This is a genomic window from Gluconobacter cerevisiae (assembly GCF_015244675.1).
GTDB lineage: Bacteria > Pseudomonadota > Alphaproteobacteria > Acetobacterales > Acetobacteraceae > Gluconobacter > Gluconobacter cerevisiae.
Window position 1 is genome coordinate 78,623 of record NZ_JABCQO010000005.1, and the last position, 16,232, is coordinate 94,854.

General features: G+C 58.8%; 16 protein-coding genes. 6 read left to right on the forward strand and 10 right to left on the reverse strand.

Annotated elements, in window-relative coordinates:
- Nucleotide 1: 1 nt before the first annotated feature.
- Together HKD21_RS07740 and HKD21_RS07745 are read right to left on the reverse strand one after the other, a co-directional pair.
- On the reverse strand, nt 2–637 hold the full coding sequence (locus HKD21_RS07740; protein WP_194255136.1) for a Dabb family protein: 636 nt from the start codon (nt 635–637) through the stop codon (nt 2–4).
- A 101-nt stretch (nt 638–738) separates the two neighbouring features.
- On the reverse strand, nt 739–1,560 hold the full coding sequence (locus tag HKD21_RS07745; protein ID WP_194255137.1) for an acyl-ACP desaturase: 822 nt from the start codon (nt 1,558–1,560) through the stop codon (nt 739–741).
- Between the two features lie 103 nt (nt 1,561–1,663).
- Here HKD21_RS07745 and bioB point away from each other — a divergent pair, with 103 nt between their 5' ends.
- The 4 genes from bioB (at nt 1,664) to HKD21_RS07765 (ending at nt 6,379) form a co-directional block, all read left to right on the forward strand.
- The gene (gene bioB / locus HKD21_RS07750) at nt 1,664–2,704 is read left to right on the forward strand and encodes a biotin synthase BioB (RefSeq protein WP_194255138.1); all 1,041 of its coding nucleotides are present in this window, start codon (nt 1,664–1,666) and stop codon (nt 2,702–2,704) included.
- 124 nt (nt 2,705–2,828) lie between these two features.
- Nucleotides 2,829–4,130, forward strand: a complete 1,302-nt coding sequence (locus tag HKD21_RS07755; RefSeq protein ID WP_194255139.1) for an Hsp70 family protein — start codon at nt 2,829–2,831, stop codon at nt 4,128–4,130.
- A gap of 258 nt (nt 4,131–4,388) precedes the next feature.
- A complete protein-coding gene (locus tag HKD21_RS07760) occupies nt 4,389–5,939 on the forward strand; it encodes a carbohydrate porin (RefSeq protein WP_407646549.1) in 1,551 nt (516 codons plus the stop codon).
- A gap of 149 nt (nt 5,940–6,088) precedes the next feature.
- Nucleotides 6,089–6,379, forward strand: coding sequence for a hypothetical protein (locus tag HKD21_RS07765; protein ID WP_194255140.1), 291 nt, complete (start codon nt 6,089–6,091; stop codon nt 6,377–6,379).
- A gap of 4 nt (nt 6,380–6,383) precedes the next feature.
- Here the strand turns inward: HKD21_RS07765 and HKD21_RS07770 are convergent, their stop codons facing one another.
- Genes HKD21_RS07770 through HKD21_RS07790 form a run of 5 tightly spaced genes read right to left on the reverse strand, consistent with a single transcriptional unit; the run spans nt 6,384 to nt 12,237 of the window.
- Nucleotides 6,384–7,199, reverse strand: coding sequence for a hypothetical protein (locus HKD21_RS07770; protein ID WP_194255141.1), 816 nt, complete (start codon nt 7,197–7,199; stop codon nt 6,384–6,386).
- Nucleotides 7,196–8,152: an MlaD family protein gene (locus HKD21_RS07775; protein ID WP_194255142.1), complete on the reverse strand. Its 957-nt coding sequence runs from the start codon at nt 8,150–8,152 to the stop codon at nt 7,196–7,198. Before HKD21_RS07775 ends, HKD21_RS07770 begins: the two co-directional genes overlap by 4 nt.
- Nucleotides 8,152–8,871, reverse strand: coding sequence for a P-loop NTPase family protein (locus HKD21_RS07780; RefSeq protein ID WP_194255143.1), 720 nt, complete (start codon nt 8,869–8,871; stop codon nt 8,152–8,154). Before HKD21_RS07780 ends, HKD21_RS07775 begins: the two co-directional genes overlap by 1 nt.
- Complete coding sequence (locus tag HKD21_RS07785) at nt 8,864–9,688, reverse strand: MlaE family ABC transporter permease (RefSeq protein WP_194255144.1); 825 nt, start codon at nt 9,686–9,688, stop codon at nt 8,864–8,866. The genes HKD21_RS07780 and HKD21_RS07785 overlap by 8 nt, the downstream gene beginning before the upstream one ends.
- Entirely contained in the window at nt 9,685–12,237 is a 2,553-nt protein-coding gene (locus HKD21_RS07790; protein WP_228121165.1) for a cache domain-containing protein, read from the reverse strand. Before HKD21_RS07790 ends, HKD21_RS07785 begins: the two co-directional genes overlap by 4 nt.
- On the opposite strand from HKD21_RS07790, the gene ygfZ reads away from it, so the two are divergent.
- On the forward strand, nt 12,236–13,045 hold the full coding sequence (gene ygfZ / locus HKD21_RS07795; protein ID WP_194255145.1) for a CAF17-like 4Fe-4S cluster assembly/insertion protein YgfZ: 810 nt from the start codon (nt 12,236–12,238) through the stop codon (nt 13,043–13,045). The two genes, HKD21_RS07790 and ygfZ, sit on opposite strands and share 2 nt — an antisense overlap.
- A gap of 12 nt (nt 13,046–13,057) precedes the next feature.
- Entirely contained in the window at nt 13,058–13,468 is a 411-nt protein-coding gene (hisI, locus tag HKD21_RS07800) for a phosphoribosyl-AMP cyclohydrolase (protein ID WP_194255146.1), read from the forward strand.
- Here hisI and HKD21_RS07805 read toward each other — a convergent pair.
- From HKD21_RS07805 to HKD21_RS07815, 3 genes are read right to left on the reverse strand one after another with little or no spacing between them, the layout of a single operon-like run.
- The gene (locus HKD21_RS07805; RefSeq protein WP_194255147.1) at nt 13,456–14,220 is read right to left on the reverse strand and encodes a ribonuclease T2 family protein; all 765 of its coding nucleotides are present in this window, start codon (nt 14,218–14,220) and stop codon (nt 13,456–13,458) included. The two genes, hisI and HKD21_RS07805, sit on opposite strands and share 13 nt — an antisense overlap.
- Nucleotides 14,217–15,065: an S-formylglutathione hydrolase gene (gene fghA / locus HKD21_RS07810; protein ID WP_194255148.1), complete on the reverse strand. Its 849-nt coding sequence runs from the start codon at nt 15,063–15,065 to the stop codon at nt 14,217–14,219. Before fghA ends, HKD21_RS07805 begins: the two co-directional genes overlap by 4 nt.
- Nucleotides 15,066–15,067: 2 nt before the next feature.
- Nucleotides 15,068–16,183 carry an S-(hydroxymethyl)glutathione dehydrogenase/class III alcohol dehydrogenase gene (locus HKD21_RS07815; RefSeq protein WP_194255149.1) on the reverse strand — a complete coding sequence of 372 codons (1,116 nt, stop codon included), beginning with the start codon at nt 16,181–16,183 and terminating at the stop codon, nt 15,068–15,070.
- Between the last annotated feature and the right edge of the window lie 49 nt (nt 16,184–16,232).

The following is a 16,232-nucleotide window of genomic DNA, read 5'->3' on the forward strand; positions in this document are numbered from 1 at the left end:
CTCAACGGGTTTTGCGGGCTTTTCGGGTTTTTGCACCCACACCTTCGGGCGCAACCACAGCCGCAACCGGGTAATCGAAAGCGACGACTTTTTCGAGGTACGGCGCAGCAAATTCCTTGAAGGCTTCATGCGCGGGGTCAATGAATGACACGTCGGTCACGACGGGTTTGCCAACATAATAATTCCGGTCCCCTTCGGAGCGGAACGTTACGAGGAATGCCTGCTGCAAGCCCGCATCGGCCCCTTCTCCGCTGTTCTGGAAGCCGGTTTCAATGCTTGCGACCACAGGCTTGCCATCCGAACGGCGACTATCCTGTGCAAGATGCAGGAAGCGCCCCGACACTTCAGCGCGCTGGGCCGTCGTGGAATCCTTGGTATAGCGGAACATGACCATGTGCCTGACCGGACCGACACGCCAGTCCGGGGCGGTGAAACGCGCGTAGCCGACCTGCCGGGCCAGTTGCTGCGCGGAAACTGTCGCAGGGCTCACTGTGTCGGTCTTCACCGGACCGGAGGACGCGATCGGCAGGGAATAAGGATCCGCTTTCGCTGTCGGAAACTGATACAGTCCGGCAGCGCAGAGGGTCAGGGTTGCGCCGTAGACGGCACGACGGGAGAAAATGGCGGAAACGGTCATCGAAATCTCCGGACGCAGGCGAAAGAAGCAGGCATCTTTCATGGCACAGACGCCCGGTTTCGTCTTCTGTTTTCCAGTTTCCGGATGTTGTGCAGATGCCCTCAGGCCTGAACCTGCTTTCTGAAGACTTTCCGGCGCCACTGGATCAGTCGATAGACCAGCGAGGATGCCAGTTTCTGTAAGCGCGAATGGGGCGTAAAGCCAATCGTCTTGAAAATCATCGCCGTCACACGGTCGATATGCCGGGGCTGGTAGAACCCCATCGCCTTGGACATATACGCCGCAATGCAGCGCTGATGATCATAGGCCATGCCCGGCGGCTCATTGGTCGTGTGATAGGCCGAGGCGAGTTCATCGTCCTCGCTCTCCGTTACACGGCCCAGCGCAATCCGCGTCCGTGCCCACACTCCGAGCTTTTCGCGCTTCAGATAGCGGCGCATGTGGTCATAGAACAGCTTAAAATGCCGGTATTCGTCGGCCGCGATCTGCTTGCAGATGGCCTTGAGCAACGGCTCCTCCGTCGCGTCGGCCAGTGCGGTATAGAAGGATGAAGTGCCTGTTTCGACCATACATCGCGCAATCAGCTCGCCGGTGCGGGAGCCGCGGATCGAGGCGTCCACATCGGCATCGATCTTGTACGATGCGCGATAGCGGTCGAAAGCCTGTTCATAGTTCCAGGACGGATCGGCCAGCATGGCCCAGCGACCGAGCGCGTCCCCATGCTGTACTTCCTCCACGGCCCAGTTCGCAGCGGCTGCGCTGAAATCCGGGTCTCCCACGAAGACGCGACGCAGATACTCGGCATAGTCGAGACCGTTCTTTTCCACCACGGAAGCGGCCTTCACGAGGGGGATGATCTCGGGGTCCACGCGGGACGGATCAAAGGAGTTCCAGTCCATCTGATCGATATGCCAGTGTTTCATTCTGCAACCTCGTCCGTTTTCCGGCTCACCAATAGTGACGATCAGATGACACGATGGGACAATTTTGGGTAGGTGTGATCCAGCAACCCTTGGAGATTGATCCGTGACGGCCACCCATATGCCCCACCCAGACGTCCGCCACGACTGGACCCGCGACGAAGTTGAAGCCCTTATCAGCCTGCCCTTCCCCGAGCTGATGTACCGCGCACAAACCCTGCACCGCCGCTATTTCGACCCCACAAAAGTGCAGATTTCCACGCTTCTTTCCATCAAGACGGGCGGCTGCCCGGAAGACTGTGCCTATTGTCCGCAGAGCGCGCTGCACGAAAAAAGCGTCAAGGCAGAGCGCCTGATGGCCGTGGAATCCGTCCTGAAGGAAGCACGCGCTGCCAAGAAGGCCGGTGCGGGCCGATTCTGCATGGGAGCGGCCTGGCGCACGCCGAAGGATCATGACCTTGATACCGTCTGTGAGATGATCGAAGGCGTGAAGTCGCTGGGGCTGGAAACCTGCGTGACGCTCGGCATGCTCGACGCGCAGCAGACGGAGCGCCTGAAGACGGCGGGGCTGGATTATTACAACCACAACCTCGATACGTCCGAAGAATTCTACGGCTCCATCATTTCCACCCGCACCTATCAGCAGCGTCTCGACACGCTTTCGAACGTGCGCGACGCGGGAATTAATGTCTGCTGTGGTGGAATCGTGGGCATGGGCGAAGACCTGTCCGACCGTGCCGGCCTGCTGATGACGCTTGCCAACCTGCCCAAACACCCCGAAAGCGTACCCATCAACCTGCTCGTCCGCGTCGAAGGCACGCCGCTGGGTGAGGCCGAGGCCGTCGATCCGATCACCTTCGTCCGCATCATCGCAACGGCGCGCATCATGATGCCGGAGAGCCATGTCCGCCTTGCCGCAGGCCGCGAGAACATGACCGATGAAGCCCACGCACTGTGCTTCCTCGCGGGTGCGAACTCGATCTTTTGCGGCGAAAAACTCCTGACCACGCCCAACCCGGCCGAACACCGCGACCGTCAGCTCCTGTCTGCACTTGGCATGTCGCCGATGGTGCAGTCCGAAGCCGAAATGGGTACGATGCGTCCTGCCGTGACGGAAGAAGCCGTCTGCGAGATGGCTGCGTCCTGATCTCAGCCGCTGCACGAGAAGGGGAAGCGTTCGTAAAGAGCGCTTCCCCTTTTTTATGCTTGGCGTGCGGCAGCTTCTTCCCTAAACCCACGCCCTTTGCCCATACCGGAAGAAAGCAGAACCGATGACGACGCCCGGACACAACCAGACCAAAATCCGCGTCGGAATTGACTTCGGCACCACCAACAGCGTGGTCGTGATTGCGGATGAGAATGGCAATACCCACCCTGCCCGCTTTGTCTTCACGGATCACGCCACCAGCGAAACCTGCCGTACGCTGCTCTGCCTGTGGATGGATCAGGACGGACGCCGCCGCGTCATGAAAGACGCGATCGGTCTGGACGCCATTGAGGCCTATCTGGACGATCCGGCCGAAAGCCGCCTCATCATGTCCATGAAGACCTACCTCGCGCAGGGATCCTTTCGTGAAACGCGAGTTTTCAGCAATGTCATGACACTCGAAGCCCTGATCGCACGCTTTCTGACGTCTCTCATGGACAAAGCCGGGCTGAACCCATCCGATGTGAGCGCCACGATCGGCCGCCCGGTGCGATTTGCGGGCGAACTGGCCGATGATTCGCTCGGTGTGGCCCGTCTGCGTGAAAGCTTTCTGGAAGCGGGCTTTCCCGAACCGAATATCGTCCTCGAACCCGAGGGCGCCGGCTGGCGCTTCATGCAGCGTCTGGACCGCCCGGCGACCGTTCTCGTTGGCGATTTCGGTGGCGGCACCAGCGATTTCTCGATCATGCGCTTTGATCCGCAGGCCAGCCAACGCGTCACAACGCTGGGCCATTCGGGCGTGGGCATCGCAGGCGACCAGTTCGACTATCGTATCATCAGCCATGCCGTCGCCCCGGCACTTGGGCGGGATGCGACCTATCGTGTCATGGGCGGACAGCCCCTGCCCGTCCCGGCTGAGTGGTTCGCAAGCCTCGGTCGCTGGCATCGCCTGTCGCTGATGCGCACGCCCCAAACCCTGCGCGATATTGCGGACGTCGCCAAGACATCGTCAGAGCCGGAAAAATTGCGGAGCCTGCTGCGCCTGATCGAAGATCAGGAAGGCCAGAATCTTTATCGCGCGGTTGGACAGGCCAAAAGCGACCTATCGCGCCAGGACAGCACCGTTCTGCGCTTCATCCATCGCGATCTGAAGATCGAAGAGACCATCACCCGCGCGGATTTTGAAAGCTGGATTTCCCCTGACCTGAGCCGCCTGGATGACGCGATCGAAGATGCCATGCGCCAGACCGGTCTGGGGCCAGACGACATCGACCGGGTCTTCCTGACAGGCGGTACATCGTTCGTCCCGGCGGTCCGTAACCTGTTTGACCGGCGTTTCGGTGCGGAACGCGTGGATGGCGGATCGGAGTTTGTGTCGGTCGCTGAAGGTCTGGCTCTGATAGAGCGCGAGCGTCATCTGGACTGAATCGGCCTCTATACTGTTAAAGAAAGCCCCCTGTCAGGAAGACACCAAAAATACCAAAGGCCAGATTAATATATTCTACTTTTTTATTTAGTGAAGAAAGTTCCGGATTATGTGATTGGGAATTTTCTTCATTACGGATTTTATCTTTCCTTGGAGAACCAGAAACGCGCCACGGGATTCCCTGAGCGTTCTGCTTTCACAGACCAGATTTACAGTCATGCATCATGCAGTCCATGATCGCAGGAAAGAAAAGCAGACATGTCTCGCCCGCGTTTTTTAAGAATATTCCTGCAACTCAATATTCTTTCAGTATTCAGCACGCTTCCCTTGGTCGCTCACGCACAAGATAACGCGCCAGTGCTTCAGAAAAATGTGCCTCAGCCAACGGTACGTCTGTTGCCTTCAACCGCATCGGCAATCTCACATCCGTCCAGCATGGCACAGCATAAGCATCCGCCCGCCCCTTCCGCCGATCATCTGGGGGCAATCTTTGACACTGAGAGCATTTCCTCGCTTCTTAACCGCAACAACGATGCCCTGCGCCGCAGCGATCTGACAGCGGGTTATTACGTGCCTGCCGAAGCCTTCGGTCATCTCGTGCCTCAGCTTTCGCCTTATCGGAACTGGCTGTCGGAACGGGGGTTCAGCTTTGAATTTTCCTATAAAGGAGAGTCCATGGCGAATGTCGGCGGCGGTATCAGTAAGGGCATGTCCTACGCTCATGAACTGACGTTCAACACACGCTGGGATCTGGGGCGGCTACTAGGACTGGATGGCTGGATCCTGCATGCCGTGATGATGGAACGTGCGGGCCGTCAGATCTCCTACGACCATGTCGGAGAACACCGCATCCTGTTGAGCGAAGTCTACAGCCTCTCGGGTCATGCGGCTGCGCATCTGGCAGATATCTATCTCGAAAAATCATTCTTCAATAATCGCGTTAACATCAATATTGGTCGCATCACGCTGACGCATACCTATGCAACGTCCGTGCTGCTCTGTACTTTTATGGTTCAGTGTTCTGCGCCTCCTGCAATCAAGGCTGACGAAGGCTGGAGCGTCTATCCAAAAGCCACATGGGGCGGCACGCTGCGTATCAAGCCCACACGTGACCTGACGCTGCGTACCGGCGTCTACAAAGTCGGTCCGCTAACGGACAATCCAAGCGGCTGGGCATGGGGCAGTGAAAGCTCCACGGGAGTCATGCTGCCCATCGAACTGACCTGGGAGCCCTTTATCGGTAAAGATAATCTGCCGGGCCATTACAAACTCGGCTTCGGCCACGATACATCTCCTTATGCCGACCGTCTGGGGACAATTCCGGCGATGTTCGCGCATAACGTTTTTCACGATTCCAACAAACCTCGGGACACGTTCTATATCGAGGCCGACCAGATGGTTTATCGCAAAGGCGGCCAGCACCAGATGGCGGGCGGATACATCCTTGCGGGCTATGTACATAATACGCCCAGCGTCTCAACATTTTCCGATCAGGTCTATGTCGGTGCGTCACTTCTGGGCATTATTCCGCGCAGACCGTTCGACCGTTTCGGCGTGATGTATTCCTATTACCAGATGAGCCCCGCCATTACGCTTGGGCAGCGACTGAGACAGCTTGCGGGGATGTCCATGGGGGCTTTTGTTAACGGTCCGCAGACCCATTCAGCCATTCTGGAAGCATATTATGGTATCCCCATCCATCCCGGCCTCGTTGTGCAGCCTGAGTTCGAATACATGATGCGCCCCGGCGAGACCTCTATTATTCCAAACGCGACGCTGATCGGACTCAAGGTTCTCGGAAATCTTTAAGAGAAAATCACAGGTAACCGATCCGTTACTTGAGATTTGACGGAAGTGTTATTTTTAAACGCTGGAATTACCTGTTCGTGATTGGAGTATAAATCTTTATTTACATAACCTCATGACAGACAAAGGATACCTGACAGAGGACTTTCCGCATGAAAACGATGTTCGCTTCTTTTCTGCTTCTTGGACTTATGGGCGGAACGGCACTCGCACAGGACCCGAAGGTTGAGAATGCCGCTGTCAGCGTCTCTTCAGACACGAAAGCGCAGATTACGCAGGTCGTTGACACAAAGAACAGCGAGACCTGCACGCAGGTCTGGGTCAATACCGTGACCCACATATATCATGTCCCGGGCAGCTTCTGGTATGGCGCTACGGCTCATGGGACGTATATGTGCGAGGACGACGCCAAACGGACCGGCAATACCCGCGGCCGCTTCTGAAATTTCAGGGCGCTTTTGCTAACCCCTTCTCTCCCGTCTGCCTAGCCTCCACCTGTCGGCTGGCGCTTTCCTGTTGCCGCAGGGCCTCAGCCTGACGCGAATGCCCTGCTGCTTCGGCTGCGTCAGCCGCCAGAATGAGCGCACGGCGCATTCCGCGATAATCCAGAGCATCACGACGGCTTTTCACAACCGAAAGTGCTTCGTCACAGGCCAGTTCAGGCTGGCCGCGCAACAGGTTCAGACGGGCCGCGAGCTCATGCCGATCGACAGTTGCACTGTTATCACCAAAAGCCGCCAGATCGTTCACGCGCTGCGTCAGAAGATCGCCCCGCTTCTGGTCAGCGGCAATCAGCCCGGAGAGAAAAAGCGCTCTTTCGCGGATGCCCTCATCCGAGGATTGCAACGCGCGTTGCACGGCCTGTGACGCAAACACCGTATCATGTAACCTGTACAGAGCAGCCGCACGGATCACTGCCAGATCGGACGTGTCGGAGACATTACGCAGGCTCAGCGCAGTTTCCGTTTCGCCAAGGCTCTGAAGGGCTTTTTGTGGCTCGTCCTGCGCGAGAAGCACTGTAGCGAGATTGAAACCGGATTCATGAATAGCGACCGCATCGTCCCGCATCAGCGCACGATCCATAGCCGTCCGGTACTGCGCCTCGGCCTGAGACGCCTGACCGATCTCATAGACGGTTTTGCCCGTATCCATGGCGTCTTCGTAAGGCTGATCGGGCTTTGGCCCCTTCGTTGGGGTTGAAGACGAACAACCGCTCAAAGTCAGAGCGATCAGAGCCGTGCAGACCAGAAAACCGTGCCTCATGGCCGCACCGCCTGCGCCGGAAGACGACGGGAAGGCTCCTGTTTTGCACCTCCGCCTCCCAGCAGCCACAGGCCCCGGAGCTGATCGGTCAGCTTGCGCAGACTGCTCGCGCTCGCTTCCGCCTGCGCCAGCAGGGCCGGAAGCTGGGCCGTGGCGGTATTGGCATGGCTGATGGTTTGCTGGATCTGGGGCATGCTCTGACGCAGACCCGCAGTCGCGGCCCGCGCGTTGTCCATCGTTCCGTCAGCCTTGGTCATGACCCCCCCGACCTGTTTTTCAATGGGCCTCAGATCCGCAATGACGGCATCAAGATGCGCCAGAGCCGCATTGGCCTTGTCCAGAACATCATCCTTCACCAGCAGACCGCCGATCGTGCCCTGCCCTTTGCGCATATCAGTCATCATGTCGTTCACCTGCGCCGTAATGAGCTGGACGTTGTTCATCGCCGGCACCAGCTTGGCGCGCAGATCCATAACGGTCTGAGTAATCACGTCCGCCGGGTTGGCTTCCACCGTCGCCTGAAGGACCGCATAGTCCCAGTCCAGCGGTTTGCCCTTGCCGCGCCCCAGTTCGATATAACTCGCGCCAGCCACGATCAGGCGATGGCGAATGACGGCCGTGCTGTCCTGACGGATGAAGTTTGCGAATTGCGGGTCCAGATCCCCTTCCGCATACATCCTCCCCGTCTCGTTAAGTTTGAGGCGACGGATTTCACCGGCATGGACGCCCATGACTTCTATATCGTTGCCGATCGCAAGCCCCGCCACACCGCTTTCGGGCAGAATGAAGTGAATCTTCTTTTCAGGCGTCAGCCACTGACGCAGGAACCCAGCTTCCACGACTGCCACCGCGAACATGACGATCGCAGCAAGGACAAGCAGCCCGACCCATTCATCCGCATAGCGGTTCTGAAAGAGCGGACGGGCAGTCTCGGTCTGGCGTAGGCGAAACATCAGGAACCTCGCATCGAAAACAGTCCATCATCATACAGTCTCAGACGAATGGTGGCATCGGACGCATAATCCCCCCATCCGCTTTCATCCGGAGCCATCCACACCACCGCGCAACCTCGATCCCGCAGATCGGTCACGAGAGACAGGAACGCATTCATCAGGCTGGCCGAAGCGCCTTCCATCGGGTGCTCCAGAAGCAGAAGCGCGGGCTCCCCCAACATGGCCCGTACACAGGCCGCGCGCTGCCGGTCCATCGCCGACAGGCGCCCCGGAGGCACCACGGGCAAGCCCGGCAGGCCCAGCATAACGGCCAGATGCACGGCCTGTGACTGAAGTTTTTCAATCGGAGTGCGTGTATGGTGAAGCTGTGGCCACAGGATGTTCATATGCGTCCCATACAGATCCACCCAGCCTCCCGTGACCACGATCCGCCCGATCCGGCCCCGCAAGGCATTACTGCGCCGTTCGTCCAGATCGGCCCAGTCCAGCCCCATGCAACGCACATGTCCGTCATCCAACGGAATAAGGCCCACACACATATCGGCAAACAGCCCCGCCTGCCCCATGTCTCGACACTCGATCAGCGCACATTCGCCGGGATTAAGCCGCAGGTTGTAGCGGCTCGATACCAGTCCGCTTTCATCAAAACGGGGACGTGCATCCACGAGTTCGAGCCGGGCTTCCAGCGCATCGGACAGGACGTCATCGTTTTCAGCCATCAAAACACACGCTGAACACGACGTTGATGATCATGATCGACAGCATTCCTCGTGCAAACCCGCGTGGAAGCATGCTCGCCAGATCGTCTTCGGTCGTCACATCCATGCCGGACAGGCAGGAACACACACCAACCGCATAACCGCTGAAAATGAATTTGGCCGGAATTACAAAATAATCGATTGGCTTCACGCTGCCTGCAACCTGATCCATGAATGCCCAGATCGGCATCGTGATCGCATCTTCCACACGGCAGACCGCATAACCCACGACAAGGGCCGCCAGACTGAAAATGATGCCGAGCGTAAAGCCGCTGATCGTCATGGCGAGGCTGCGCGGCACCAGAAACGAAATGAACGGATCGACCCCCATTCCCGTCAAGGCACGCATTTGGCCGCCCGTTGTCAGGGTTCCGAGTTCGGTCAGCATCAGCATCCCCGAACGCCCCAGCAGGATTACACCCACCAGAACCGGCGCGATTTCACGCACCAGAACCGTGGACAGGATGGAGCCTGTCATCTGCGCCATGCCGGCAAAACCGAGCCAGTACACGGTCTGCGCCACGATGCCAAAGCCCGTTAACGCCGCCGTCACGAGCGTACTCAGCAACCCACCGCCGACAGCCTGATGCAGAGACGTCCAGAATTCGATCCGTACTGTCCGGCGCCATGTGGTCAGCCGGGTGGCTTCCCGCATAATGCCCCATCCGGCCCCGATCATCAGCAGCGTGAAACGCATCTGCGTTCGGGAAAAATATCCCAGATGAACCAGCATGGTCCGGACCATCGTGATCCGGTCGAGATTGCGCAGCCCTTTCATCGACGACCCGCCAGAACGAAGCTGCGTGTAATGCCGCTATTGGGAAGATAGAACATCCCCCGTGCCCGAAAGAGGAAATGCTCTCGCAGGATCAGATAGGCCTGCTCGGAGACCTGAATCGTCCCCGCATCAGGTGCACTGCCGGTCAACAGTTCAGCTCCGTTGAGCGCATCGCCCCAAATATTGAAGACTGAAGGCGCCTCTCCGAGTTCGGACGCCATGACAGACCCCACATCCATCCCGATCCGGAACACGGGGTCCAGATCTGCTGCCGCCAGCGATGACAGACAGGCTTCACGGATCGACACCGCCGCATCCGCGAGACGCACAGCAGCAGACGGGTCCGGCGTCTGGGAGCAGCCACCAACGAGAACAAGTCTGTTGCTCACCACCTGTACGGAGAACAGCCCACTGTCACGTGCGATTTTCTGGATTTCCAGGCTGAGCGTGCGGATGACGGTCATGGCGCGCGCGATGCTGTCGCGATCCGGCGCATAAGGATCCACGAAGGAAATGACCATGACCGGAACCTGCGGATAGAACCCCGCCGCAACCGGTTCTCCCACTGTGGGCGATGGTTCCAGCAAAAAGCCTTCACCAAAGCGCGTCTCATATTTTTCGCCCGGAACCGCAAAGCCGGACGTCCCCTCGGCCGCCGCATCGAACGGCTTTGCAAAACGCAGCGCAACGACGGACCCGACAATGGCAATGATATGCTCCATCGTCTCCGGCTGCCCCGGATCTTCCAGCACGATGGCGCCGACCGTGCGGTGTGCATTACGGACTGGCTGGAACAGCAGCGTACTGGTGCCCGCGGCACGCATGATGACGCGCTGGAAATTCTGCGTCCGCTCATCCTGAGAAGCATCCGCGATCGACAGCGTATGCCCTTCATCCAGAGCCTCGAACAGCTTGCCGTTTTCGCGACGGCTGATCTCAACGCCCGTACTATGAACATCACGCGATGGATCGAACGCATCCTCACACAGCAGACGGTCACCATCCGGCAGGAGCCGCCACAAGCTGGCGCGACGCGCGCTGGTTCGTGCTGTCAGAACTTCCGTCAGGATCGGCGCTTCATGAGCAGGATCGAACAGATCCGGCGTGCTGGCGATTTCCAGAAGCGAGGCATTTTCCGCCCTGACCTGCTCGCGCCCACGCAGGAGGCGCTTTCGCAGACGTTCTACATGCCTCCCCTGCGCCACCAGCGCGAACGCCAGAAGGGACGCCAGCATGACGATCAGCAGTGAGAACCCAATATTCTGGCGCCGCGCCGTTTGTGCGAAATCTGCAAAATCGCTTTCGGGCGCATTCAGCAGCAGAACCCACTGCCGATGTACGAAAGGCAGTTCGGAGGCAATCGTGACGTAGTTCTTCCCGTGAGCCCGCACCGCACCCGTTCCCGGTCCCTCGATGCGATACCGGTTGAGGGCCTGCGTGAAGACCGGCTGCGTCTTGGGATCGAGGAAGACATTCCCCGGGTCGAAGGTTTTAGGGTCCTGTCCGGGGGCCATATTATGGCCAGCAATAATCTGGCCGTGCATGTTGACAATCACGGCCTGACCGCTGCGTCCGACCTGAAGTTTGTTGAGAAACGACGTCAGCTGATTCAGCGAAACATTGATCGCAAAAACCGATTTGTGCCCGTCATGCCCATCATAGGCGAGAGACGCTGTGATGATGAACTGATGCGTGGAAACGAAGGCATAAGGGTCGGTCCAGTGGAGCTGGCGGCCCGGATCGTTCTGATGTTTGACGGCTTTGGCGAACCACGGACGTACCACAACATTGTAGCCATCAGCGGGGTCCGCGGCCTCTCCCGTAATATTCCCCTCATGATCCGTATAGACGTGATGATAGACCTGTTTGCCGTCGTCGGTCTGGAAATGGGTCTGCTCGAAACCGTCCTTTCCATGTCGCGTGATCATCCAGAACTGGCCCTGATCATTCGCAATATAGAAACTGTCCACCTGAGGCGCATGGGCCAGAATGGAGCGTCCGTAGAGCATGAACGTGGCGGGGGTGGCGTTGGTCAACGGATCGCGGAACATGTCCCTCGCGATCATGGCGCCGACAGAGGCCGGGGCCAGATAGTCGCTCACTTCCTGCGTCACATAGCGCTGCTGGCTGCGCAGGAGATCGTTGGACAGCGCAATCGCGCCTCTGCGCGTCGTCTGGTAATTGTGAAGACTGATGCCCGTGATCGCGGCAATAACCAACAGAACGCCCACGAACGGTCCCAGGATCTGAAAGATCCGGCGACGGTCGCTGGCGGGGCTCTGCGTAGGGTCCACGATCTCTGCGGCTGACAACGTCTTCTCTCTCCGGACAGGCACGGGGTCGCGGAACAGGGCCATACTGCCGCGGTAGGTTAATATCCTCCGAGTATTGCGAGACTGCAACCCGCCGTCACGGACTGAAACAACCCTGCGTCCGAAAATACTCTCAACGTTCCCGAACTGGCGGTCTGCAGGGTTCGTCGTTATGGTCAGACGTTTTTCCGGCAGGATGGTTTTGCTGGACGCTGTCGGAATTGCGGTCTCTCCCATGAATCAACATCTTTCCCACCGCGCCGTCCTCTCATTCACAGGCGCGGACCGGACCAGCTTTCTTCAGGGCCTCATCACCAATGACGCTCAGGGCCTCACGTCCGCGACCTCTGTGTGGAGCGCGCTTTTGACGCCGCAGGGCCGCTGGCTGAGCGAATTTTTCCTGTATGACGTATCCGACCGCATCCTGATGGATTGCGCGGCCGACCATGCCGACATGCTGGTCAAACGCCTCTCCCGCTTCCGCCTTCGTGCAGATGTACAGATCGAAAAAACGGACCTGCGCGTCATCACTGGCGCAGAGAGCGGACCTGTTCCGCCCGATACGATCACACATGCCCCGGACCCACGCTGCGATGGCCCGGGCTGGCGGGCCATCGTGACCGGAACCGAGCAAGGTGGTGAAACGCCGGAAGAATTTCTGGAACGCCGCCTCACGCTAGGCCTGCCAGATGTCATGGATTTCGAAAGCGAGCAGACACTAGCGCTTGAAGCCGACATGGACCTGTTGCACGGCGTCTCATGGAAAAAAGGCTGCTATATGGGGCAGGAACTGACAGCCCGCACCCATTACCGCGGCCTTGTCAAACGCCGCCTCCTGCCCGTTGTGCTGTCTGACGAGACGTTTCCCGATGAAGGCGGCATCATCGTAGCGGGAGACCGCGAGGTTGGAGACATCCGCTCCCGCAGCGGTAACCGCGCCATCGCCATGCTGCGGCGGGACGCCTGGTCTTCCCCCGAACTGACCTGCAACGGGCAACCGCTTTCTGTCGTCTGGCCCGCTTGGTTCCCCCCGGAAATGCGTTGAGGAGATGCGTTCGTGATCTATACCCCCCCGTCTCCAGCGATTGTCGATGACATCATCGCTCAGGGGAAATTCGATGCGAACGGCCTGATTTCAGCCCTCGCGCAGGCACCTGACGGCATGGTGCTGATGCTGGCATGGATGAATGCGGATGCTTTGCGCGAAACGCTTCTGACCGGTCGTGTCTGTTACTGGTCCCGCAGCCGCCAGAAGCTCTGGCGCAAGGGCGAGACCTCGGGCCAGCAGCAGAAACTCATCGAAGCGCGGCTCGATTGTGATATGGACGCCGTTCTCATGATCGTGGATCAGACCGGCGTAGCCTGTCATACGGGCCGCCGGAGCTGTTTCTATCATGGCGTAACACCAGACGGGCTGCGCGATACCGCACAGCCCGAAATCAGCGCCGAAGAGCTTTACGGAAGCTGAGCAGCCTGACCCGGCATGGTCCAGCCCGGTACGAGGAACGTGGCCGGGCAGTCATTCTGGTCGTCCGGTGAGGACAGATAAGCCCCTTCATACGGGAAGCGTGACAGCTTCTTTGGGTCCAGCGTGAACCAGAGCTGCGTCAGGACCATCTGCCCGTTATGGGCAGGTTCGCAACGGATCTGAAGCGCACGGTCGTCATGCACGTTCATCAGGCGGGCGAACATGGCGAGAAGATCGTCACGTTTGACCTGAAAGCCCGTCTGCTGTGACAACCATAGTCCAAAAGCGGATGCCGCAAGCCGGTCCCGCATTTGCATGGATGTGACGAAAAAGCTGTCCGCATTATAGCCGAAGCAGCGAGCGTGCTTGGTGTACTCGTGCACATAAAGCGGCTTTTTCAGATGCGGCACAACGCCTCGCAACGCCTCGACTGTCGTCGGCAGAAGCTGCGGCGGCGTATCGTCATGGTCGTAAAGATCGCACCCCTTCGACCACCATTCCTGCACCGGCACACCCTGCGCCTCCAGCGCATGCGGTTCCGACGCCCAAAGTCCGTGCAGACCAATCGAGATCCGATGCGTCTGGTCCCACTCGCACCCACCGCCCGTCGCGCAGAACCCTGGCTGCCAGGTCAGCGCCAGCGTATCGTGCCGGAAATCGGTATGGGCCGTGGGCGTGAGCGAAGGCCCTGTCGGAGCCTGCGAGACGCAGCCTGCCATCAGAAGGAAAGCAGCAAGAACGGAACGCTTCACGCAAAAAGCCCTTTGGCATGATGGGTCAGGTGGTCGGCAATAAAGCTCTGCACAAACCAATAGGAATGGTCATAGGTGGTATGACGACGCAGTTCGAGCGCCTGTTTGCCCTCTTTTGCCGCCGCCTCCAGGGCGTCAGGGCACAGATCCGCCAGATACTGGTCCATCAGCCCCTGATCCACGAGGATGGTGGAGGGATGCGTGTGCCCTGACCGTAGAAGCAGCGTGGGATCGCAGCTCTGCCATTTCGCCGGATCACCGCCAAAATACGCATCGAATGCCTTCTGGCCCCACGGAACCGTGCTCGGATGGCAGATCGGCGCAAAAGCCGAGACCGTCTTCCAGCGATCAGGATATTTCAGGGCCTGTATCAGAGCGCCCATGCCGCCCATGGAATGTCCCATGATGCCACGCCGGGTGCCATTCAGCGGATAGAGCCGTTCCGTCAGGGCCGGAAGCTCCTCCCCGACATAGGTTTCCATGCGGTAGTGGCTGCTCCACGGCGCGGACGTCGCGTCAATATAGAACCCGGCCCCCGATCCCAGATCATAGGCGTCATCTTCACCTTTAATTCCTGTATGCCGCGGAGAGGTGTCGGGCGCGACCAGTGCGATGCCATGTTCGGCCGCAAAGCGCAGGGCATTGGCCTTGATAAGGAAGGTTTCCTGCGTCGCAGTCAGTCCGGCGAGCAGATGAATGACCGGAACCTTCTGCCCTGCCAACGCCTCTTTCGGCAGAAACACGCCGAAAGTTGCGGGAACGCCGAGCGCCTCTGACTGATGGCGCACGAACCGCAATGAGCCGTCGAAACAGGCGTGGTGGGCCAGAACCTCGATATCCGACATGCTCAGTACTCCACGACGGTACGGATGCTTTCGCCGCGGCTCATCATATCAAAGCCCAGATTGATATCCGCCAGCTTCAGCTTGTGCGTAATCAGGGAGTCGATATCGATCCGGCCCTCCATGTACCAGTCCACGATTTTCGGGACATCGGTCCGGCCGCGCGCACCTCCGAAAGCCGATCCGATCCAGCGTCGTCCCGTCACGAGCTGGAACGGCCGTGTGCTGATTTCCTGTCCGGCTCCGGCAACACCAATGACGCAGGATACACCCCAACCGCGATGCGCACTCTCCAGCGCCTGACGCATCAGGGTCGGATTGCCGACACACTCGAATGTGTAGTCCAAACCGCCTCCCGTCATCTCGATCAGATGTCCGACGAGGTCTCCATTCGGCCCCAATTCCTTCGGATTCACGAAATCCGTCATGCCGAATTGGCGCGCAATCGCCTCGCGCTCGGGATTGATGTCGATGCCGATGATCCGGTTCGCCCCGACCATTTTCGCACCCTGAATGACATTAAGCCCGATGCCACCGAGTCCGAAAACGCCAACCGTCGCTCCGGCCTCGACCTGAGCCGTGAACAGCACGGCCCCGATACCCGTCGTCACGCCGCATCCAATATAACAGACCTTGTCGAATGGCGCGTCAGAACGGATTTTCGCCAGCGCGATTTCCGGCAGCACCGTAAAATTCGCGAAGGTCGAACAGCCCATATAATGATGGATCGGCTGGCCTTTGTAAGAGAAACGGGACGTGCCATCCGGCATCAGCCCCTTACCCTGCGTACTGCGAATGGCCGTGCACAGATTGGTTTTGCGTGACAGACAGGACGGACATTCCCGACATTCGGGCGTGTAGAGCGGAATGACATGGTCGCCGGGCTTGAGGTGCTTCACCCCGGCGCCGACCTCACGAACGATCCCAGCCCCTTCATGGCCGAGAATGGCCGGGAACAGGCCTTCAGGGTCCTGACCGGAGAGTGTGTACTTGTCGGTATGACACAGCCCGGTGGCCATGATCTCGACCAGAACTTCCCCGTCTCGCGGGCCTTCAAGCTGAACCGTGTCGATTTCCAGCGGCCTGCCGGCCTCAAACGCAATGGCAGCGATCACGTCCATAACATCACTCTCCTCTGAAACGGTGATAACAGGGTGTCGTATCGGAGGG